This is a genomic window from Nocardiopsis yanglingensis (assembly GCF_045809185.1).
In the GTDB taxonomy this organism is placed as follows: Bacteria; Pseudomonadota; Gammaproteobacteria; order Xanthomonadales; family Xanthomonadaceae; genus Stenotrophomonas; species Stenotrophomonas yanglingensis.
The window spans coordinates 16,772-37,028 of the sequence record NZ_JBJNRH010000003.1; the positions used below are offsets into that span (position 1 = coordinate 16,772).

Sequence of the window (20,257 nt, forward strand, 5' to 3'; positions counted from 1 at the left end):
GTCGGTGGTCTGCACGGTGCGGGTTCCCCTTGGTATCTGTCTGTTGCGTTGGTTCGAAAGTGGTGTCTGTTTTCTGGCGCATCGGAGGGCGGCGTCAGCTGATCGTTCCAACCAGCTTCAGGCGCTTGTCCTCCGGCACCTCGCTGTAGGCCAGGACCGACAGCGACGGAACGCTGTGGCGGACCAGGCGGGCCAGCGCGGCGCGCACCGGGCCAGGTACCAGCACGACCGCGGGCTCGTTGCGGGCTTCCTGCTTGCTGACACATTCGGCCAGGCTCTGGTGCAGTCGCTCAGCGAGTCCGGGTTCCAGCGCGGCGCCGTTGCCCTGCGTGGACTCCTGCAAGACACGTTCCAATTGCGGGTTGAGGGTGAACACCGGCAGCTCCGCCGACATTCCGGCGATCTCCTGCACGATGAAGCGGCCCAGTGCGGTGCGCACGGCGGCGGTCAGCACGGCCGGGTCCTGACTGTTCGGAGCGTGTTCGACCAGTGCTTCGGCGATCTTGCGCAGCTGGCGGATCGGGATGCGCTCGACCAGCAGGTTCTGCAGCACGCGCACTACTGCCGACAGCGGCAGCGCCTTCGGCGTCAGATCTTCGACGAGCTTGGGCGCGCTCTTGGCCAGGTTGGCCAGCAGATGCTGCACTTCCTCGTGGCCGAGCAGTTCCGGCGCGTGTTCGCGGATGAGGTGCGAGAGATGGGTGGCGACCACGGTGGCCGGATCGACCACGGTGTAGCCCAGCGTCTCGGCCTGGGCGCGCTGGTGCGGCTGGATCCATGTGGCATCCAGGCCGAACGCGGGGTCCTTGCCGGCGATGCCTTCCAGCGTGCCGAGGGCGCTGCCCGGGTCCAGGGCCAGCTCGCGGTCGGGGTGGATCTCGGCGGTGGCCACCGGCACGCCATGCACCAGCACGCGGTAGCCGTTGGCCGGCAGTTCGAGGTTGTCGCGGATATGCACTGAGGGAATCAGGAAACCGACGTCCTGGGTGAGCTTGCGGCGAACACCCTTGATCCGCGCCATCAGTTCGCCCCCTTGGTTGGCATCCACCAGCGGAATCAACCGGTAGCCGACCTCCAGGCCGAGCGGATCGACCGGACGCAGCTCGTCCCAGCTCAGTTCCGCGGTCGGTGCCGGTGCAGCCGGGCGGCCCAGCGCGTTGAGCGCGGCAGCGTCATTGCCGGCGGCTGCTGGATCGGTGGCCGCGGCCTTGCCCTTGCGGTAGACCTTCCAGGCGATGAAGCCGAGGATCGCGGACAGCGTCAGGAAAGCGACGTTGGGCATGCCCGGCACCAGGCCGACCACGCCGATGATGCCGGCGGTGATCGCCAGCGCGCGGTACTGGCCGAACACCTGGCCGGTCATGGCCTGGGCCATGTCCTGCGAACGCGAGGCGCGGGTGACCAGCATGGCCACCGCACTGGAGACCAGCAGGGCCGGCAGCTGCGCCACCAGACCGTCACCGATGGACAGCAGGGTGTAGGTGGCAGCGGCTTCGCCGAACGGCATGCCATGCTGCAGCACGCCCACGGCCAAGCCGCCGAGCATGTTGATGAACAGGATCAGGATGCCGGCGATGGCATCACCACGGATGAACTTGCTGGCACCGTCCATCGCGCCGTAGAAGTCGGCTTCCTCGCGGACTTCCTCGCGGCGCAGCTTGGCTTCTTCACGCGTCAGCAAACCGGCGTTGAGGTCGGCGTCGATCGCCATCTGCTTGCCGGGCATCGCGTCGAGGATGAAGCGCGCGGTCACTTCCGAGACGCGGCCGGCGCCCTTGGTGATGACCACGAAGTTGATGATGGTCAGGATCGCGAACACCACGATGCCCACCGCGTAGTTGCCGCCGATCACGAATTCGCCAAACGCGGCGATCACCTTGCCCGCAGCGTCGTGGCCGTTCTGGCCGTTCAGCAGGATCACGCGGGTGGAGGCCACGTTCAGCGCCAGCCGCAGCATGGTGGTGATCAGCAGCACGATCGGGAAGATGGTGAAGTCCAGCGGGCGCTTCACGTAGACCACCGCCAGCAGCACCATCAGTGAGATGGCGATGTTGAAGGTGAACAGCGCATCGAGCACCGGCGCGGCCAGCGGCACCACGACCATGGCCAGCAGGGCCAGCACGATCAGCGGCGCGCCAAGGCCCTGGCGGATCATTTCCAGGGCGCGGCGGGTGTTGAAACCGGTGGAGGGCTGGGCGCTCACGGGCGGCCTCCCTTGCCGAATTCATCCACCTGGATGTGCGGGGCGTCCGGCATCGGGCCAGTGCGCCAGGCGCGCAGCTGGTAGACGTAGGACAGGACCTGGGCGACGGCCGAATACAGTCTCACGGGGATTTCCTTTCCGAGTTGGCCTTCCCGATACAAGGCGCGTGCCAAAGGCGGGGCAGAGACGATCGCCACCTTGTTGCCGTCGGCCACTTCACGGATGCGAAGGGCGGTCTCGTCCACGCCCAGGGCGACCACGGTGGGGGCGTTCATGGCGCCGCCCTCGTATTTCAGGGCCACCGCATAGTGGGTGGGGTTGACCACCACCACGTCGGCGGTGGGCACCGCTTCCATCATCCGGCGGTTGGCCATCTGCTGCTGCAGCTGGCGGATGCGGCCCTTCACCTCGGGGCTGCCCTCGCTTTCCTTCATTTCCCGGCGCAGCTCTTCACGGGTCATCTTCAGCTTGCGCATCCAGTTCCAGCGCTGGTACGGCGCATCGATGGCGGCCAGCACCAGCATCGCGCCGGCGGTGGCCAGCAGCAGGCGCAGGGTAAAGCCCAGGCCGTCGGTGATGGCGGTCTCCAGCGGGTGGTGGATCAGCCCGCGCAGGGTGTCGAAGCCGGTCCATACCACCAGCCCGGCGGCGACCCCGACGAAGGCCACGCGCAGCAGCGATTTGGTGAACTCGGCAATCGCCTCCGGGCCATACAGACGCTTGAGCCCGCTCATCGGATTCATGCGGTTGAAGTCGGGCATCATCGCCTTCTGCGACCAGCGCAGGCCGCCCATCACCAGCGGGGCGACGAAACTGGCCAGCAGGCAGACCAGCACCAGCGGTGCGATGACCAGCATGAACTGCAGCAGCAGGTCGCCGAAGTGGCCGAACAGTTCCTTCGGGTTCTGCCGAAGGCTCTGTTCGGGGCTGAGCGCGTGCTTCATCCAGGCGCTTGCACCACGGCCGATCGAGCCGCTCATGGCCATCACCGCCAGTACGCCGGCGCCGAACACGGCGGCCGTGCCGAGCTCGCGCGAGCGCGGCAGATTGCCCTGTTCACGGGCATCGCGCAGGCGCTTTTCGGTAGGTTGTTCGGTCTTTTCGCCGGCGGATTCGTTCTCGGACATCACGGGCACTGCGGCAGGGGATGCCGGGGTGCGTGCAAGAACCGTGCCGCTAGCCGTCAGTCGCGAACGGGAGCACTGTGTGTCTGCTCCTGCTCATTCTGGCGTTCGCAGTGCTGTATGCGCTGGCGCGCTATCGCATTTAGCTGGCGGGGAAGATCGTTCAACTGCTGCTGTACAGGGGGGCAGCTAGCAGCTACATGAGGCATGATGGCAAGACACGCAGAAGAGAAGGGCGATGCTGAATGGATTGCAGGATGGGATATCGCAGCAATGAGCTTTGACATAGTCGTTTTGAAGCTGGAAGACCTCGGTGAAAAAGACCTGTCCAATGTTGAGGCTGTGCAGGATATCGGGTGTCCCCAGGCCGTAATCGCATCATTGGAGTTGGTGTTCCCCGGATGTGTCCAAGGTGCATTCTCGGATGGTGAGCGCTACTCGCTCGAGTCCGCTCTGAATGGAGACCCGGTGAGCTCCATACACCTTACTCTTAGATTCGGTCGAGCATGGTCTGAGGCAGCCAATGCTGAGTTCATGGCCCTGCTTTCAACACTTTGCCAGCGGTTGCAGTCAGTCGCTTTTGCGGTCTCCGACAACTCGAGGCTCGCTCCTCCCTACCCGGTCACGATGGATTGATTTGCTCACGCCGGGCTGGCCCAGGCGCGCGGCCGTGTGGGTTCATCACCCCCCACCTTCGGGCGCCTTGAAGCCAGTGGCCAGCTCCATCCACGGCCGCGGCAGGTCATGCGGCCGCACCGGAAATACGGCTTGGGTTGCCGGGGTGCACAAGAACTGTTCCGTGACGGCGGGGCGGCCGTGTCACCCAGTCGGCGCTACCGCCTGCAGCGGGATCGTCAGCACGCTGTCGCTGTGCCAGTCCACCTGCAGCGGGGCGCCCGCATCGGCGGCCGATTCATCGCTGACATCGCGGCCGGTGCCGTGGTTCACCTGATGCATGGCGTCCTTCAGCACGTCCACCTTCACCAGCAGTCGGCTGTTTGCAGCCAGGCGGCGGGCGACCATGCGCGTCCGGTCGAAGGGCAGGTGGGTCCATTGGCCCGGCTGCAACAGCTGGCGCGTGCTCGGGTCACGCACATGGCTGGCCCGGCCCATGTAGTAAGACAACTGCATCCTGCGCCCATCTGCCAGCAGCTCGTACAGGGTGACGGTGAAGTCGAAGTCGCGCTTGTTGATGCGGACCTTCAGGTCGCCGGAGAAGCTGCCGACCAGGTCCATGGGGCCGGTGAAGGGTTCGGAGACGTAGGCCAGCGCGGTGTCCGCTTCATCCTGTGCTGCGACGATCGGGAACGGATAGTAGCCGTGCCGCATTTCGTTGCGGTCGGCCATGTCCACGGTCTGCCCCAGTTGGCCCGGCGCCGGTGATTGTTCCTGCAGGCGGTGATAGCCATCGGCTGCTGCCCGTGTGGTGGACAGGTGGTAGCGGCGGTGATCGCCTGCAGCGGCGTCCAGCGTTGCTGCATGCCCCCACCGGTTGGCGCCCATCAGCTGGTAGTTCACGCGGTCGGAAACCAGCGCCGGGCGCGGGGCACCACGCAGCACATGGTCCAGCCACTGGAAGGTTACCGCCGGGGTATCGAACTGCGCGGCAGGGTCGACCGCGTAATCGCGCAGCTGCATCGGTTTGAGCGCCGACTGCGCGCCACGGTGGTCGTAGGGGCCGATCAGCAGGGCATGGTCGGCATCGGGACGGTGCCGGAGGTGCTCCTTGAAGTACTGCAGGGCCGAGATCTGGCCATCGTCGTAGTACCCGGTGATGGTCAGCACCGGGATGAGGATGTCGTTGAACTGGTCGCCATAGGGAACCATCGCCTGCCAGTAGGCATCGTAGGACGGATGGGCCAGCCAGCGCTGCAGCCATGGGTTTGGCGTGCCATCGACCTGGTCGATCTGCCGGTAAGGGCGGCCGGAGGCATACCAGCGGCGCGGCAGCTGCGACCAGCGCTCGTTCTGGTCGTAGGTGTCGTTGTCCAGCATCGGGCCATTGGCCACGTAGAACGCCCAACCGTAGTTGGCACTCAGGAACACGTTGTTCTCCATCGGCAGGCCCTGGCCGGGGATGGCGGCAACGTAGGGCACGATGGTCTTCAATGCGGGATGGTGATGGCGCGCCGCCGCCCAGGCAGTGAAGCCTTCGTAGCTGCCGCCATACATGGCTACCCGGCCATCGCTCCATGGCTGGTGGCTGATCCACTCGATTGCCGCGTTGGCATCCTCGCCGTCATGTTCATAGGGCGCGATGGTGCCGCTGCCCTGGCCCTTGCCACGCGCATCGACCACGATGCCGGCGTAGCCGTGCGCGGCAGCCAGCAGCATCTTCTGCCGGTTCTTGGGTGGATCGGTATAGATGGTGAACAGCATGGCTGTCGGCAGAGGCACCGATGTGGCGCGAGTACGGGCCAGCTGCGCCGACAGCACGACGCCATCGCCGGCGGGGATGCGCAACGTATCGTCGATGGCGAAGCGGCGCTGTTCTTCCGCCGCGACCAGCGGAGGGGCCAGTGCGGCGGCCAGGGTCTGTGCGCGCAGTACCGCCCGCAGGCGCAGCAGGTCCAAGGCGACAGCTTCGGCCATGGTCGCGGCACCCGCCTGCGCCGCGATGGCCTGCTCCAGTTGGGCGCGCAACGGGGCTGGCTCAACCGAGAGTGCGGCATCAGCCTGCACCGCGGCAATGTCGTCGAGGTCAGCGAAGGTGCTGTGGAAGGCACGGGCATAGGCGGCTGTGTCCCGCTCGCCGGCGGTGGCGAGCAGCAGCATCGGCACCCAGCGCTGCACCGCCGCGGTGTCACCGTCGCTTGCCAGCGATGCGCGTGCCTGCTGGATCGATTTCCGCGCTTCGGCTGTCTGGCCCATCGCCAGCAGCGCGTGGCCGCGCTGTGCATCGGTCAGGCTGGGGGACTTCAACACGCCCTTGCCGAGGGCCAGCAGGGCAGCCTCGACCTGGGCCGGGGAAGCATCGGCTGGCAATGACCACGGCAGATCAGCGGCGGCGGTGTCGCCAACAGCAAGGGCCAGCAACAGGCCAGCAAGGGTGATGCGTAGGGCCACGGACGCTTCCTTGGATGACAGTGGAACGGCGCATCCACGCATGGCGTGGATCTACTGAAGGCCAACCCATGGTAGCGCCAGGCCGTGGCCGGCGTCCTCAGCTACAGGGGGGCGCTGTCGCCCGGCGGCGGGCTCTGCGCCAGTTCCACACGAGGCCGGGGCAGGTCATGCAGCTGCATGAAGCGCGCCGCATCCACCGGGCGGCCCAGCAGGTAGCCCTGCAGGTAGTCGCAGCCCAGCCGCTCCAGGTAGGCGCGCTGGGCGGCGGTTTCCACGCCTTCGGCGACGATGTCCATGTCCAGCGCGTGGCCCAGCGCCACGATGGCCGAGACGATCACCACGTCCTCGGCGCTGTGTTCCAGGTCGCGCACGAAGGCGTGGTCGATCTTGATCTCGGTGGCCGGCAGCCGCTTCAGATACAGCAGGCTGGAATAGCCGGTACCGAAATCATCGATGGAAATGCCCACGCCCAGTGCCGACAGCGCCTGCAGCAGGCGCAGGCTGGTGTCGGTGTCGCGCATCACCGTGCTTTCGGTGATCTCCAGCACCAGGTGGCGCGCGGGGATGCCATGGCGCTCGATCACCTCGCGCACATCCTGCAGCAGGTGCGGTGAGCTGAACTGCACCGGCGACAGGTTCACCGACATCGACCAGCCCTCGTGGCCGGCATCGTGCCAGCGGCGCAGCTGCAGGCAGGCCTGGTCCAGTGCCCAGCGCCCGATGTCGTTGATCGCACCGCTGCGTTCGGCCAGGCGGATGAAGCGGTCCGGCGGGATCAGGCCATGGTCCGGATGGCGCCAGCGGATCAACGCTTCGGCCCCGGCCACCTTCTGCGTGGCAACCTGGATCTTCGGCTGGTAGTGCAGGAACAGCTGCTCGCTGCCAATGGCCCGACGCAGGTCGGCCAGCAGCCGGAACTGTTGTTCGGCGCTGTCATTCATCCAGTCGGCGAACAGCACGAAGGCGTTGCGTCCGGATTCCTTGGCCTGGTACATCGCTGCATCGGCAAAGGCCATCAGCTGCCGCTCGCTGGCAGCGTGGTCGGGACAGATCGCCACGCCGATACTGGCGGTCACCTGCAGTTCGTTGTCCGGCAGCAGGGGCCCGCTGCCGACCGCCTGCAGGATGCGCCGGGCCAGGGTCGGAAGATCCTCGTCGTGCTCGATGCGCACCACCAATACGAATTCGTCACCGCCCAGACGGGCCAGCATGTCGTTCGGCCGGAGCAGCTGGCGCGTCCGTTCGGCCACCGCCACCAGCAGTGCATCACCGGCCTGGTGGCCATAGGCATCGTTGACCTGCTTGAAGCCATCCAGGTCCATGAACATCACAGCGAAACGGCTGCCGCCCTGTTCGGCTTCGGCCAGTGCCTGCACGATCCGACGTTGCAGCAGCAGGCGGTTGGGCAGGCGGGTGAGCGGGTCGTGCAGTGCGGCCTGGGTCAGTTCCTGCTGCGCGTCGGTCAGCGAGGTGCTCAACAGGGAATTGCGCAGGCGCAGCAGCTGCGCCTCCACCCGCTGGTCCAGCCAGGACACCACCAGCACCACGGCCAGGATCGCCACGGTGAGCATCACCACCAGCATGGCCAGCCATTCGCTCTGCAGCCCATCGCCCACGGCTGCGCCGCAGATGCTGCCTTCCGGAAAGCGTGCGGCGGCCATGCCTGTGTAGTGCATGCCGACGATGGCCAGCCCGAGCAGGCCGGCCGCGGCCAAGCGGTCGCCGACACGGGTGCGCTGCGCACGCAGGCGGAACGCCACGTACAGCGCGGTCCACGAGGCGGCCACGGCGACCATCAGCGAAAACAGCAGCCAGCCCGGGTCGTAGTCGATGCCCGGCTGCATGCGCATTGCGGCCATGCCGACGTAGTGCATGCCGGCGATGCCGGTGCCCATCAGCAGGGCGCCACCGGCCAGCCGCGGGTGCGGCAGCGTGCGCAACGAGACCAGCCACAGCGCGAACACCGACGAGGCGATGGCCAGTGCAAGGGAAAGCAGGGTGATCGGCAGGTCGTAGCCGAGCGGAATGGGCAGGTCGAAGGCGAGCATGCCGATGAAGTGCATCGACCAGATGCCCAGGCCCATGGCGAAGCCGCCACCGAGGCGCCACCACCACGCCGCGCCCTTGCCGGGTGCGGTGACCGTGCGCCCGGCCATCGCCAGCGCGGTGTACGAAGCCATCACGGCAACCAGCAGCGAGATCGCCACCAGCCACGGGTTGTACGTGCCTACCAGCATTCGTCAGTCTCCCGGACCTGCCTGTCGACGGAAACCACGGTGGGGCATGCATGAGGCAGGCCGACGCAGGGCGGCGGCCAGGTGCGGCATCCCCCCGGTTGCCGCGCATTCACTCTAACGCGCAGACCCGGGGGAAGGGCAAGCAGCAAAACGTGAAATTGCGCCCCTGTAGAGCCGAGCCCATGCTCGGCTGCCTTCGGCAGGAGCGGCAGCCGAGCATGGGCTCGGCTCTACAGAAACAAAGGCATGGCAAGCAGTGAAACGTGATGATCAGGTCAGTGTGTGACCGCGTCCGCAGCCTGGAAGGCGGCATCGAACAGGCGCTGTACCGGCGGACCCATTTCCCCGGCCAGCAACGCTAGCAGGAACAGGCCCAGCAGCAGTGAGACCGGCAGACCCAGCTGGATCGGGTTCAGTGCCGGGGCGGCGCGGGCCAGCACGCCGAACGCCAGGTTCACTGCCAGCATCGCCACGGTCAGCGGGATCGCCAAGGTCAGTGCGCCGCGCAGCACGGTCAGCAGGAAGGTCGGGGCGATGCTGAAGAAGGCGTGCGGGTCCGGCAGCGGTGCGCCGATCGGCAGCGCCCGGTAGCTGTCCACCACCAGCGAGATCAGCGCGAGGTGCCCGTTGGCGGTGAAGAACAGCAGGCCGAACAGCAGATAGAACCACTGGCCGATCACGCCCGAGGTGCCGCCACGCAGTGGGTCACTCATCTGCGCGAAGGCCAGGCCGGTACCCTGGGCGATCAGTTCGCCGGCCATCGCGCCGGCTTCGAACACCAGCCGCAGCAGGAAGCCGATGGATACGCCGATGGCCAGTTCGCGGGCGATGGTCAGCACCGTAGCGGCATCGAAACCGGTCCAGTCCGGAACCGGCGGCAGCAGCGGCGCCAGCGCGATGGCCAGGGTCCCAGCCAGCACGACGCGCACCCGTGCGGGAACGGCACGGGTACCGACCATCGGCATGGCCATGGCCACTGCGCCGATGCGCAGCATGGTCCACAGCACGGTGCCGATCATGCCGAAGGCCTGCAGGCCGTCAGCAGCCATCTGGGTGGCGGCGTCCATCGAAGCGCGTGTCCTAGCCGATCAGATGCGGGATGCGCTGGAACAGCAGCGTGGTGAATTCAACCAGGTGGCCGATCAGCAGGCTGCCCAGCGCGAACAGCACCGCGGTCAGTGCCGCCGCCTTGGCGACGAAGGCGATGGTCGGTTCGTTCAGCTGGGTCGCAGCCTGTACAACACCGACCACCACGCCGACCACCAGCACGGTGAGCAGTAGTGGGCCGGCCACCCACAGCACGGTGATCAGGCCACCACGCAGTTCGGTCAAGGCAAGTTCGGGAGTCATTCGGGTTCCATCTGCTTATGTAGCGTCGAGCCATGCTCGACTGCGCTTTGCGGGGGATATCAGGCTGGATTGAAGCTCGCCGCCAACGTGCCCACGGTCAGCACCCAGCCATCCACCAGCACGAACAGCAGGATCTTGAACGGTGCAGAGACCAGCATCGGCGACAGCATCATCATGCCCATCGACATCAGCACGCTGGCCACGACCAGATCGATGATCACGAACGGAATGAAGATCAGGAAGCCGATCTCGAAGGCGGTCTTCAGTTCGCTGGTGACGAACGAGGCGACCAGCACCGGGAACGGGATCGCGTCGGGGCTGGCGTAGGTGCCATGCCCGGCGATGCCGGCGAAGGTCATCAGGTCAGTCTCGCGGATCTGCGCCAGCATGAAGCCGCGCAGCGGCGTGGTGGTCAGCGTCCAGGCGGTCTGGAAGTCGATCTCGCCATTGAGGTACGGCGCCATGCCGGTGCTCCAGGCCTTGTCCCAGGTCGGCATCATCACCATCGCGGTGAGGAACAGGGCCAGGCCCAGCAGGACCTGGTTGGACGGCGTCTGCCCGGTACCCAGCGCCTGGCGCAGCAGGCCCAGCACGATGATGATGCGGGTGAACGAGGTCAGCACCAGCAGCATCGACGGGATCAGGGTGATCGCCGTCATCAGCAGCAGGGTCTGCAGCGGCAGGCTGACCGGCGCACCACCGATCTTGCCGACGTTGATGTCCGGCAGCGGGGTGGTCGGCGCGCCGGGCGCGGCGAATGCCAGTGCCGGCAACAGGCACAGGGCGAGCATCAGCAGCCACGGCATCAGGGTGGCAAGACGGGTACGGGTGACACGCATGTCAGGGGTCCTTGCGCAGCCGCTGTTGAAGCAGCTGGGCGAAATTCGGAAGATTCTTGAAGTCCGGCACGCGCACCGGCGCGGGTGGCGGCAGCGGTTCGGGCAGGGTGTGCAGAGTGTTGATGCCGCCGGCGGTAACGCCCAGCAGCAGCTGCTGGCCGTTGACCTCGATCACCACCACGCGCTCCTTGGCACCGACACTCAGGCTGGCCACCACCTTCATGCCTTCGGCCGGGCGGAAACCACTGCCGGGCAGGCGCTTGAGCAGCCAGCCGAGGCCGATGACCAGCGCCAGCACTGCCAGCAGCGCCAGCACCGCGCCGAACAGGCTTGGTGCGGCGGCCGCGTGCTGGCCGACCTGCGGGCCGATCGGTGTGGCGGTCTTGCCGACCGCCAGCAGGGTGGAGGCCAGCAGGCTCAACGCAGTCTCCGGATCCGCTCGCTCGGGCTGACCACGTCGGTCAGGCGCACGCCGAAGCGGTCGTTGATCACCACCACCTCGCCGTGGGCGATCAGGGTGCCGTTGACGAAGACATCCAGGGACTCGCCAGCGCCGCGTTCCAGTTCCACCACCGAGCCCTGGTTGAGCTGCAGCAGGTTGCGGATCGGCAGGCGGGCGCGACCGACTTCCAGCGACAGGGTCACCGGCACGTCAAGGATCACGTCCAGGTTCAGGTCCGGACCGTTCGCCTCATCGGCCTGCAGGCTGCTGAACTGGGCCGGGGTGGGTTCGAGGGCGTCGATATCGTTCATTGCGGGTCTTCCTGGATGACGGGTACGCGCGGACGGGTGCCCGGCGGATGGGTAGCGGTGATCTTCACGGCGTTCATGCCGTTGGCGATGCCGAACTCGCCGGTGAACACCGGAATGTTCTCCACGCACAGCGGCACCTGCGGGCTGAGCTCGATCGGCAGGATGTCGCCGACCTTCAGTTGGGTCAGGTCGCGCAGGGTCATGCGCTTGCTGGCCAGCACGCTGGACAGGGTCACCTCGGCGATGTTGAGCTGTTCGCGCAGGGTCTGGCCCCAGCTCTCGTCGCGATCGTTGCGGTCGCTCTGGATGCCGGCGTCGAGCAGTTCGCGGATCGGCTCCAGCATCGAGTACGGCAGGGTCACGTGGATGTCGCCACCACCGCCGTCGAGCTCGACGTGCAGGCGGCACACCACCACGTACTCGCGCGGCGTCACGATGTTGGCGAAGTGCGGGTTGATTTCCGAGTTGATGTACTCGAAGTCGACATCCATCACCGGTGCCCAGGCTTCGCGAAGGTCGGCGAAGGTCTGCTTCAGCAGCAGGTGGATCACCCGCATTTCGGTGGCGGTGAACTCGCGGCCTTCGATGCGGGTGGGGTAGCGCCCGTCACCACCGAAGAAGTTGTCGACGATGGCGAACACCAGGGTCGGTTCGAACACGATCAGGCCGGTACCGCGCAGCGGCTTGAAGCGGATCAGGTTCAGGTTGGTCGGCACATACAGCGAGTGCATGTAGTCGTTGAACTTGATCAGCTCGATGCCGCGCACCGACAGTTCGGCCGAACGGCGGATCAGATTGAACAGACCGATCCGCCACAGCCGCGCGAAGCGCTCGTGGACCATTTCCAGGGTCGGCATGCGACCGCGGATGATGCGGTCCTGGCTGGCGAAGTCGTACGAACGCGCCTCGCCTGATGGCGGTTCCGGATCGGTTTCGACCGCACCACTGTCCACGCCGTGGAGCAGGGCATCAATCTCGTCCTGGGACAGCAGGTCATTCATCGGTGGGCCCTTACTGGGTCACGAAGCTGGTGAACAGCAGATCGTCGGCGCCGTTGCTGCCGGTCTCGGCCTTGAGCACTTTCTGCACTTCGGCCAGCGAAGCGGCCTGCAGCTTCTGCTTGCCGGCGACATCGGCGATCTGGTCGGGGCTGACCTGCGAGAACAACATCAGCAGGCGTGCGCGGATGGCGGGGGCATGGGTCTTGATCGCTTCCAGCGCCGCCGGGTCGCGGGTCATCAGCTGCACTTCCAGCTGCAGGTAGCGCGGGCCATCGACCGGGCCGTTGAGGTTGACCACGAACGCGGGGTCCAGCGCGAAGTACTGGGCCGGCGCAGGGGTCGTGGTCTTCTTCGGGGCCTGCGCGGCCTTGTCTTCGTGCTTGGACTGGGTGAAGAACCAGACGCCGCCACCGGCGGCAGCGGCGGCCAGCACGGCCACCAATGCGGTGATCAGGATCGGACTACGCGGCTTGGCGGCCTTGTCCTTCTCGGCGGTCTTCTTGGTTTTGTCAGCGGCTGCGGCCACGGGGTGAAGCTCCTGAGGGTTGCTTCACCGGGATATGCAAAGAGTGTGCCGGAGTAGGGGCAGAGGGGTGCGACGGAATTCCGTCGGGGTGCCGGTGGGGTGCCGGTGCGGCCGTGCGGAGCAAGCTCCGCACCCACCAAAGCGATACTGGCAGGTGCCGACCACCCCGCTCTGGTGGGTGCCAACCTTGGTTGGCACGCCTGTCAGGCGTACGCGTCCAGCAACCCGCGCTGGCGGATCAACTGCGCGGACGACACGCTGGCCTCGCCCGGCGACGGTTCTCCGTCACCCGCGATGCCGCCGCCACTGGCCTGGCCTGACGCATTGCCGTCACCACCGGGCGCCTGATGACCAACATCAGCATGAGCCAGCTGGAAGCCCTGCTCGCCGAGGAGTTCGCGCAAGCGCGGCAGGCTGCTTTCCAGTGCCTGGCGCACATCCACGTGTGGGCTGCTGAAGCTGGCATGCACCTTGTCGCCGTTCAACTGCAGGCGCACATCAACCGGGCCCATGTCGTCCGGGCTCAGGCGGATGTGGGCGTGGCCGATCTTCTGGTCGGCCAGCCAGCCAAGGCGCGCGCCGATGGCCTGGTCGAAGCCATCGTCACCGAGCACTGGCTTCGGTGTTGGTTCGCCATTGAAGATGGGGTTGCCGGTAGCGAGCGCGGCCTTCAGATCCTGCACAGCCGCGTTGCCCGGCGCATGCAGCAGCGTCGCCGTGGCGCGGTCGCCGATGAGGGTTGCGTCGCTGCCTTCACCGCGCTCGCTGCGCTTGCCGGGCAACACCAGCTCAGGCAACGGCAGTGTGGTCGCCTGGTCGGCGCCGCTGCTGGCGGTGGACGATGTGGCAGCCGCCGCTGTGGACGGCAGGGTCGCTGCGACCGGAGGTGCAGCGGGCGCGGGCAGGGCGTTGCCGCCTGCGTCGCTGGCCGTCACTGCCGCGGCTGGCAGAGCGGTGGCAGGATCGGCAGGCGCCGGTATCGCCAGCACCAGCCCGGCCAGGCCGAGCGGCGGCCAAGGGGCTTCATCGCTCGTGGCCGGGGTGTCCTTTTCGGCAACCGGCTTGGCCGGTGCTGCGGGCACCGTGACGGCTGGCTCTTCGGGGGCGGCAGCGCTGTCCGGCCTGCGCTCGGCGCCGGCCTGGCCGTTGCTGTCGGACGCTGGACTCTGCGTGGACGGCGTCGGCGTGTTCGCGGGTTTCGAGGGTGCATCGGCACCCGGCGAGCCACCCTGCAGCAGTTGGCTGAACTCCTTGCTGCCATCACCGCGTGGTGCGCGGGGTGCGCTGCTGCCGGATTGCTGCGGCTGCGCGTTGGCGCTGCTGGCCAATGGCGCGGGCATCACGAGCGGCCTCCCTGCTCGGCGCCGTCCTGGTCTTCGGTCTGTACCAGGCGGGCGCGGCGGGCACCGATGTCGTCCATTTCGCGCTGGTCGCGGCGGTCCGTCACCACCTTCTCCTGTGCGCGGTAGCTGGCGGCCAGCTGTTCCAGCACGGCCTTGTCACGACTGGCCAGGATCAGGCGGGCGCGCTCGGCTTCCACCTTCTCGCGGTTGCCATTGACCGTGGCCTGCTGCTGTTCGACCGCACTGTCCAGGCGGTCGAGAAACGCACGCCGGTTCAGCAGCTGCGCCGGGCTGGTCGCCGCCATCTGCGCGTTCGCGTATTCCTCGGCATAGCGGCGCAGTTCGTCCAGTCGCGATAGATGGGTATCGAGCACGCGCTGGCGTTCGGCCAGATCGCGGGCGACTGCGTCCTCGTGTTCCTGGGCCCGCTTGAGCAGGGGATCGATGCGCTTGGACTGGTTCATGGCTTAACTCTCTTGTTCCACCAGGCGCTGCAGTGCCGCCTGGCTGTGCGGGAGATCTGCGGCCTTGGCAACGTCCTGGCCGAGGAACTCCATGATTTCCGGCCAACGTTCCAGGGCTTCGTCGGTGGCCGCGTCGTTGCCGCGCTGGTAGGCACCGATGGCGATCAGGTCGCGGTTGGCCGAGTAGGCCGAGACCAGCCGCTTCAGCTTGCGGATGCGCAGGCGCCACGGCTCGTCGGCGATTTCCGTGACCACGCGGCTGACCGACGATTCGACGTCGATGGCCGGGTACAGGCCGCTGTCGGCCACGCGGCGCGAGAGCAGGATGTGACCATCGAGGATCGCGCGCGCGGCGTCGGCGATCGGATCCTGCGGATCATCGCCTTCGGTCAGCACGGTGTAGAACGCGGTGATCGAGCCACGGCCCTTGGCACCATTACCGGCGCGTTCGACCAGCGCTGGCAGCTTGGCGAACACCGACGGCGGGTAGCCGCGGGTGGTCGGCGGTTCACCCACCGACAGGCCGATCTCGCGCTGCGCCTGCGCGAAGCGGGTCAGCGAGTCCATCAGCAGCAGCACGTTCAGGCCTTGGTCGCGGAACCACTCGGCAATGGCGGTGGCGCGGTAGGCACCGTGCAGGCGTGCCAGCGGCGGACGGTCGGCGGGGCTGGCGACCACCACGGCGCGGCGCAGGCCTTCTTCGCCCAGCGTGGTCTCGACGAAATCGCGGACTTCGCGGCCACGTTCACCGATCAGGCCGACCACGATCACGTCGGCGGCGGTGTAGCGGGTCATCATGCCCAGCAGCGTCGACTTGCCGACACCGGAACCTGCGAACAGGCCCACGCGCTGCCCGCGGCCGATCGGCAGCAGGGCGTTGATGGCGCGCACGCCGACGTCCAGCGGCTGGGTGATCGGCTCACGTGCCAGCGGATTGATCGACACGCCGGCCATGCCGACATGGCCCTCGGCGCGGATCGGGCCCTTGCCGTCCAGCGGTACGCCGTCGCTGTCGATGACGCGGCCGAGCAGGCCTTCGCCCACTTCAACGCCGCCACGGCGCGCGGACGGCACCACCCGTGCGTTGGGCAGCAGCCCGTGCAATTCCGCGCTGGGCATCAGGTAGGTGCGCTCGCCGGCGAAGCCGACCACTTCGGCATCGACCCAGCCGCCATCGACCACTTCCACCTTGCAGCTGGCGCCCAGCGGTGCCTCGCAGCCGACCGCTTCCAGCGTGAGTCCGACCGCGCGGCGCAGCACGCCTTCGCGGATCAGGCCACGGCCATGGGCGGTATCCACGCGCAGGCCGTCGAGCCGACGGGCCAGGCGCAGGTTGCGGGCCATGGCCCAGTCGGCCGGTGGTGGCGTCGGCTGCGGATCGGGGTTCATGCATTGGCTCCGGTCTGGCGGATCACCGCGTCCAGCGCGCCTCGCAGGCGGGCTTCCAGGGTGCCGTCGATGCGCACGGCTTCGGCGTGCACGCGAAGATCGCCGCGGCTCAGGCTGGTGTCGGGCACCAGGCGCTGTTGTGGTGGCAGGCTCAACAACGGGGCGAGGGCAGCGATGTCGTCCGGGTGCAGTCGCACTTCGACCTCGCGGGTGCTGCCACCCACTGCGTCGATGGCTTCACCGACAAGCTGTGCAAGCAGTGCCGGGTCAGCTTCATAGGCGCGACCGACCAACGCACCAGCGATGCGTACCGCCAGCTCGCCCAGTGCGCCGACCACTTCGTTCTCCAGCCGCACCAGCGGTCGGCTGAAGTTGTCGAGGATGCCTTCGATCTGCGCGGCGAGGCGACGCACCTCCGCCTGGCCCTGGCCGTAGCCTTCGGTATGGCCGTGCTGGAAGCCTTCCTTCTCTGCGCTGTCCTGGATGGCCTGGATTTCCTCCAGGGTCGGCAGCTGCAGCGGCGGCTCCGGCTCGTGTTCCGGGTCCGGCTCGGTGAGTTCGAACGCATCCTCCTGATCCAGCACCGGTTCGGGCTGGGCCAGCAGGTCCGGGGCAAGCCAGCGCACGACGTTGCTCACAGCATGGCCTCCGCGCTGCCACCGATGGTGACCGTGCCTTCATCGGCCATGCGCTTGACGATGGCCAGGATCTCGCGCTGCGCGCCTTCCACGTCGGACAGGCGCACCGGGCCGCGGGCTTCCATGTCTTCCAGCAGGATTTCCGCCGCGCGCTGCGACATGTTGCGGGTGATCTTGTCGCGCACCTTGATGTCGGCACCGCGCAGTGCCAGGCCCAGGCGCTCGCCGCTCACTTCGCGCAGCACCAGCTGCATTTCGCGGTCATCCAGGTCGACCAGGTCGTCGAACACGAACATCAGGTCCTGGATGCGGTTGCTCAACGGCGCATCGATGCGCGCGATTTCGCCCAGGATGGCCTGGTCCTGGCCGCTGTCCATGAAGTTCAGGATGTTGGCCGCGCACTGCACGCCGCCGATGTTGGACGACTTCAGGTTCTGGTTGCCGGCGAACTGGCGCTCCATGATCTCGTTGAGTTCATTCAGCGCATTCGGCGGAATGCCGTCGAGGGTAGCGATGCGCAGCAGCACGTCCACGCGGGTGCGGTCCGGCAGCAGTTTCAGCGCGTCGGCGGCCTGGTCGGTTTCCAGGTGCGCCATCACGATGGCGATGATCTGCGGGTGCTCGTTGCGTACCAGGTCGGCCACCGCACGCGGGTCCATCCACTTCAGCGCGTCCAGGCCGGTAGTGTTGCGGCCGAGCAGGATGCGGTCGATCAGGTTGCCGGCCTTCTCGCTGCCCAGTGCCTGCACCAGCATGTTGCGGATGTAGTCGTCCGAGCCCACGCCCAGCGAGGTCTTCGAGCCCAGCTCCTGGCCGAACTGGTCCATCACCCGTTCCACCTGTTCGCGGGTGATGTCGGTCATGGTGGCCATGGCGATGCCGATTTTCTGCACTTCCTTGGGTTCCATGTGGCGCAGCACTTCGGCTGCATCCAGCTCACCCAGGGACAGCAGCAGCACGGCCGCGCGCTGCACGCCGGTCAGTTGTGCCTCAGTCATTGGCCACCCAGCCCTTGACCACCTGGGCCACGCGCTTGGAGTCGGTCTTCACGGCTTCACGCGCCATCCGCAGTCGTTCCTCATATGAATCCACCGGCAGGGCCAGTGCATCCGGCCCGCCCAGGCTGGCCCGGTCGGCGCCCAGCGCCGGCAGCGGCATGCCATCGTCATCGACCAGCTGCACGTCCGCGGTGTGCGGTTCCAGTGCCTGTTCGTCGTTCTTCTTGTTCTGGCCGGTGATCGCACGCAATGCCGGGCGCAGCACGCCGAACAGCAATGCCAGCACCACCACGGCGCCCAGCAGCATGCGGCCGGCATCGTGCACCCACGGCAGCTCCCACCAGGCCGGGCCTTCGACCGGCGTGGTATCACGCACGAACGGGGCGTTCATCACCGACACGGTGTCGCCGCGCTCGGCATTGAAACCGACGGCCTGCTTGACCAGTGCCTCGACGCGGGTCAGTTCGGCAGCCGACAGCGGCTGCGGGCTGACCTTGCCGTTGGCACCGGCGCGCGGCACGTTGTCCACCAGTACCGCCACCGAGACGCGCTTGATGCGGCCGGCCGGCTGGCGGGTGTGCTGCAGGGTGCGGTCCAGCTCGTAGTTGCGGGTCGCGTTCTTGCTGCTTTCGGTAGGCGTCTGTGCGGTGGCGGGTGCGGCCTGCTGGCCCGGCGGGCTGTTGCTGGTCGCGCCCGGCACGCCCTGCGGGCCGGGGGTGCTGGTGGTGTTCTCGCTCATCTGCTCGCTGCGCAGCTTCTGTGGTTCACCGTTGTAGAGCTCACGAGCTTCCTCGGTTACCGAGAAATCCATGTCCACGCTCACTTCCGGATTGACCCGGCCGGGGCCGGTCATCGGCTCCAGCAGCTCGCGGATGCGCTGGTTGAACGAGGTTTCCTGGCGACGCACCTGCTCGAACTGGGCAGCGTTGACCGCCGCCTCGCTGTTCGGGTCGGTGATGCTGAGCATGCGCCCGCTCTGGTCGACCACGGTCACCCGTTCCGGAGCGAGGTCCGGAATGCTGGCCGCGACCATGTGCACGATGGCATCGACCTGGCTGCGTTCCAGCTGCTGGCCACCACGCAGTTCCAGGGTGACCGAGGCACTGGCCACGTCGCGCTGGCGGGTGAAGGCGCTGGGCTTGGGAATGGCCAGGTGCACGCGCGAATCGCGCACCGGGCGCAGCGTGTTGATGGTGCGCGACAGCTCGGTTTCCAGCGCATGCTGGTAGCGTGCGCTTTCCACGAACTGGCTGACGCCGAAGCCCGGATCACGCTCCATCAGCTCGAAGCCGAGCTTGCCGCTGTCGGTCAGGCCGGAGCCGGCCAGCTTCAGGCGGGCATCATGCAGGTTCTTTTCCGGCACGGTGATGCCGCCGGTGGCCGGGTCGAGCGCGAACGGAATCTGCGCGGCGCGCAGCAGGTCGGTCGCTTCAGCGGTCGCCTTCTGGTCCAGGCCGGTGTACAGCGGGACCATGCCCGGCTTCTGCGACCAGAAGAACACGGACAGGCCTGCCGCCACCGCCACCGCGATCATCGCCATCAGGCCCAGCCGACGGGTGATCTGCAGACTCTGCAGGCGGTCGAACCATTGCCCGGCCTTCTCGGCGTTCAGGCTGTCCTTGGAGAGCGTCAGTGCCATGCGTCAACGTTCCTTACAGCGGCATGTTCATCACGTCCTGGTAAGCCTGGACGAGACGGTTGCGGACTTCCACGGTGGCGCGGAAGGCGATCTGGGACTGCTGCGAGGCGACCATCACCTTGGCCAGGTCGGCGCTGGGGTCGCCCATTTCGAAGGCCTTGGCGAGGGCGCCGGACTTCTGTTGCGCGTCGTTGACGCCGGCAATCGCACCACGCAGGGTTTCGGTGAAGCTGGCCGGCTGCACCTGCGGCGCATCCAGCACCGTGCCCGGGAGGGCATTGCTGCGCGGCGTTTCGCCCAGCGGGTTGAGCGCCGGCTGTCCCATCTGGGTCTGATAGGAGCGGATCTGCGAAAGGATCGAAGTGACGGAGTGGGACATCTGCAACGGTTCCAGAAACAGGGGATGGGGTTGTCTGCTGGAGCAGGTGCAAGTGCCGTGCCGAAACCGGTTTTCGATTCAGTGAAGTGAGGGTTGTGGATGTGCTGGCAGGGCTGCGCCCTGCACCCGCCAAATCAACGTCAACGTCAACGGCGGGCTATCCGTGGGGTGGCGGGGTGGGTCCGGTTGCGGGGGACGCCGTAAATCCGTCCATGGAGGCTCGGTCGCGCCATCCATGGCGCTCACGCCCCCGCAACCGACCCACCCCGCCTTCGACAGTTGGCCGCGATCTGTTGGAACCTGCTGCT

General features: G+C 67.2%; 19 protein-coding genes. 1 reads left to right on the top strand and 18 read right to left on the bottom strand.

The genetic code is table 11. The annotated features are described in order from the left end of the window. Nucleotides 1-94: 94 nt before the first annotated feature. Both flhA and flhB read right to left on the bottom strand, forming a co-directional pair. Nucleotides 95-2,203, bottom strand: a complete 2,109-nt coding sequence (gene flhA, locus ACJ7C5_RS05925; protein WP_412703316.1) for a flagellar biosynthesis protein FlhA — start codon at nt 2,201-2,203, stop codon at nt 95-97. Beyond that, nucleotides 2,200-3,330 (bottom strand): flagellar biosynthesis protein FlhB, encoded by a 1,131-nt coding sequence (gene flhB / locus ACJ7C5_RS05930; protein ID WP_110712214.1) that lies wholly within the window; start codon nt 3,328-3,330, stop codon nt 2,200-2,202. Before flhB ends, flhA begins: the two co-directional genes overlap by 4 nt. Before the next feature lie 207 nt (nt 3,331-3,537). Here flhB and ACJ7C5_RS05935 point away from each other — a divergent pair, with 207 nt between their 5' ends. Further along, nucleotides 3,538-3,963 carry a hypothetical protein gene (locus ACJ7C5_RS05935; RefSeq protein ID WP_412703317.1) on the top strand — a complete coding sequence of 142 codons (426 nt, stop codon included), beginning with the start codon at nt 3,538-3,540 and terminating at the stop codon, nt 3,961-3,963. Nucleotides 3,964-4,146: 183 nt separating this feature from the next. On the opposite strand, the gene ACJ7C5_RS05940 is transcribed toward ACJ7C5_RS05935, so the two are convergent. The 16 genes from ACJ7C5_RS05940 to fliE all read right to left on the bottom strand — a co-directional run bounded on the left by ACJ7C5_RS05940 (nt 4,147) and on the right by fliE (nt 19,949). Next, nucleotides 4,147-6,393 carry a CocE/NonD family hydrolase gene (locus tag ACJ7C5_RS05940; RefSeq protein WP_412703318.1) on the bottom strand — a complete coding sequence of 749 codons (2,247 nt, stop codon included), beginning with the start codon at nt 6,391-6,393 and terminating at the stop codon, nt 4,147-4,149. Between the two features lie 101 nt (nt 6,394-6,494). Further along, complete coding sequence (locus tag ACJ7C5_RS05945; protein ID WP_412703319.1) at nt 6,495-8,630, bottom strand: putative bifunctional diguanylate cyclase/phosphodiesterase; 2,136 nt, start codon at nt 8,628-8,630, stop codon at nt 6,495-6,497. Between the two features lie 275 nt (nt 8,631-8,905). Beyond that, entirely contained in the window at nt 8,906-9,697 is a 792-nt protein-coding gene (fliR, locus tag ACJ7C5_RS05950) for a flagellar biosynthetic protein FliR (RefSeq protein WP_043395550.1), read from the bottom strand. 13 nt (nt 9,698-9,710) lie between these two features. Further along, nucleotides 9,711-9,980, bottom strand: a complete 270-nt coding sequence (locus tag ACJ7C5_RS05955) for a flagellar biosynthetic protein FliQ (protein ID WP_012510965.1) — start codon at nt 9,978-9,980, stop codon at nt 9,711-9,713. Nucleotides 9,981-10,039: 59 nt separating this feature from the next. After that, nucleotides 10,040-10,819 (bottom strand): flagellar type III secretion system pore protein FliP, encoded by a 780-nt coding sequence (fliP, locus tag ACJ7C5_RS05960; RefSeq protein ID WP_005409541.1) that lies wholly within the window; start codon nt 10,817-10,819, stop codon nt 10,040-10,042. 1 nt (nt 10,820) lies between these two features. Continuing rightward, nucleotides 10,821-11,240: a flagellar biosynthetic protein FliO gene (gene fliO, locus ACJ7C5_RS05965; RefSeq protein ID WP_094001354.1), complete on the bottom strand. Its 420-nt coding sequence runs from the start codon at nt 11,238-11,240 to the stop codon at nt 10,821-10,823. Continuing rightward, the gene (gene fliN / locus ACJ7C5_RS05970; protein WP_005409543.1) at nt 11,237-11,572 is read right to left on the bottom strand and encodes a flagellar motor switch protein FliN; all 336 of its coding nucleotides are present in this window, start codon (nt 11,570-11,572) and stop codon (nt 11,237-11,239) included. The genes fliO and fliN overlap by 4 nt, the downstream gene beginning before the upstream one ends. Further along, complete coding sequence (gene fliM, locus ACJ7C5_RS05975) at nt 11,569-12,573, bottom strand: flagellar motor switch protein FliM (RefSeq protein WP_049431106.1); 1,005 nt, start codon at nt 12,571-12,573, stop codon at nt 11,569-11,571. Before fliM ends, fliN begins: the two co-directional genes overlap by 4 nt. A gap of 10 nt (nt 12,574-12,583) precedes the next feature. After that, nucleotides 12,584-13,099, bottom strand: a complete 516-nt coding sequence (locus tag ACJ7C5_RS05980; RefSeq protein WP_012480107.1) for a flagellar basal body-associated FliL family protein — start codon at nt 13,097-13,099, stop codon at nt 12,584-12,586. Between the two features lie 203 nt (nt 13,100-13,302). Next, nucleotides 13,303-14,439, bottom strand: a complete 1,137-nt coding sequence (locus ACJ7C5_RS05985) for a flagellar hook-length control protein FliK (RefSeq protein WP_412703320.1) — start codon at nt 14,437-14,439, stop codon at nt 13,303-13,305. Further along, entirely contained in the window at nt 14,439-14,906 is a 468-nt protein-coding gene (gene fliJ, locus ACJ7C5_RS05990; RefSeq protein ID WP_049434692.1) for a flagellar export protein FliJ, read from the bottom strand. Before fliJ ends, ACJ7C5_RS05985 begins: the two co-directional genes overlap by 1 nt. 3 nt (nt 14,907-14,909) lie before the next feature. Then, on the bottom strand, nt 14,910-16,295 hold the full coding sequence (locus ACJ7C5_RS05995) for a FliI/YscN family ATPase (RefSeq protein ID WP_005413257.1): 1,386 nt from the start codon (nt 16,293-16,295) through the stop codon (nt 14,910-14,912). Beyond that, on the bottom strand, nt 16,292-16,933 hold the full coding sequence (locus ACJ7C5_RS06000; RefSeq protein WP_099479183.1) for a FliH/SctL family protein: 642 nt from the start codon (nt 16,931-16,933) through the stop codon (nt 16,292-16,294). The genes ACJ7C5_RS05995 and ACJ7C5_RS06000 overlap by 4 nt, the downstream gene beginning before the upstream one ends. Then, nucleotides 16,930-17,931, bottom strand: coding sequence for a flagellar motor switch protein FliG (gene fliG / locus ACJ7C5_RS06005; protein ID WP_005409550.1), 1,002 nt, complete (start codon nt 17,929-17,931; stop codon nt 16,930-16,932). Before fliG ends, ACJ7C5_RS06000 begins: the two co-directional genes overlap by 4 nt. Continuing rightward, entirely contained in the window at nt 17,924-19,570 is a 1,647-nt protein-coding gene (gene fliF, locus ACJ7C5_RS06010) for a flagellar basal-body MS-ring/collar protein FliF (RefSeq protein ID WP_049444832.1), read from the bottom strand. Before fliF ends, fliG begins: the two co-directional genes overlap by 8 nt. Before the next feature lie 13 nt (nt 19,571-19,583). Next, the gene (fliE, locus tag ACJ7C5_RS06015; RefSeq protein ID WP_014037113.1) at nt 19,584-19,949 is read right to left on the bottom strand and encodes a flagellar hook-basal body complex protein FliE; all 366 of its coding nucleotides are present in this window, start codon (nt 19,947-19,949) and stop codon (nt 19,584-19,586) included. Nucleotides 19,950-20,257: the final 308 nt, after the last annotated feature.

What these genes read in the sequence shown, in the direction of transcription:
- flhB (WP_110712214.1), bottom strand. Translation starts at nt 3,330, where the DNA reads ATGTCCGAGAACGAATCCGCCGGCGAAAAGACCGAACAACCTACCGAA.
- ACJ7C5_RS05935 (WP_412703317.1), top strand. Translation starts at nt 3,538, where the DNA reads ATGGCAAGACACGCAGAAGAGAAGGGCGATGCTGAATGGATTGCAGGA.
- ACJ7C5_RS05945 (WP_412703319.1), bottom strand. Translation starts at nt 8,630, where the DNA reads ATGCTGGTAGGCACGTACAACCCGTGGCTGGTGGCGATCTCGCTGCTG.
- fliR (WP_043395550.1), bottom strand. Translation starts at nt 9,697, where the DNA reads ATGGACGCCGCCACCCAGATGGCTGCTGACGGCCTGCAGGCCTTCGGC.
- ACJ7C5_RS05955 (WP_012510965.1), bottom strand. Translation starts at nt 9,980, where the DNA reads ATGACTCCCGAACTTGCCTTGACCGAACTGCGTGGTGGCCTGATCACC.
- fliP (WP_005409541.1), bottom strand. Translation starts at nt 10,819, where the DNA reads ATGCGTGTCACCCGTACCCGTCTTGCCACCCTGATGCCGTGGCTGCTG.
- fliN (WP_005409543.1), bottom strand. Translation starts at nt 11,572, where the DNA reads ATGAACGATATCGACGCCCTCGAACCCACCCCGGCCCAGTTCAGCAGC.
- fliM (WP_049431106.1), bottom strand. Translation starts at nt 12,573, where the DNA reads ATGAATGACCTGCTGTCCCAGGACGAGATTGATGCCCTGCTCCACGGC.
- ACJ7C5_RS05985 (WP_412703320.1), bottom strand. Translation starts at nt 14,439, where the DNA reads ATGCCCGCGCCATTGGCCAGCAGCGCCAACGCGCAGCCGCAGCAATCC.
- fliJ (WP_049434692.1), bottom strand. Translation starts at nt 14,906, where the DNA reads ATGAACCAGTCCAAGCGCATCGATCCCCTGCTCAAGCGGGCCCAGGAA.
- ACJ7C5_RS05995 (WP_005413257.1), bottom strand. Translation starts at nt 16,295, where the DNA reads ATGAACCCCGATCCGCAGCCGACGCCACCACCGGCCGACTGGGCCATG.
- fliG (WP_005409550.1), bottom strand. Translation starts at nt 17,931, where the DNA reads ATGACTGAGGCACAACTGACCGGCGTGCAGCGCGCGGCCGTGCTGCTG.
- fliF (WP_049444832.1), bottom strand. Translation starts at nt 19,570, where the DNA reads ATGGCACTGACGCTCTCCAAGGACAGCCTGAACGCCGAGAAGGCCGGG.
- fliE (WP_014037113.1), bottom strand. Translation starts at nt 19,949, where the DNA reads ATGTCCCACTCCGTCACTTCGATCCTTTCGCAGATCCGCTCCTATCAG.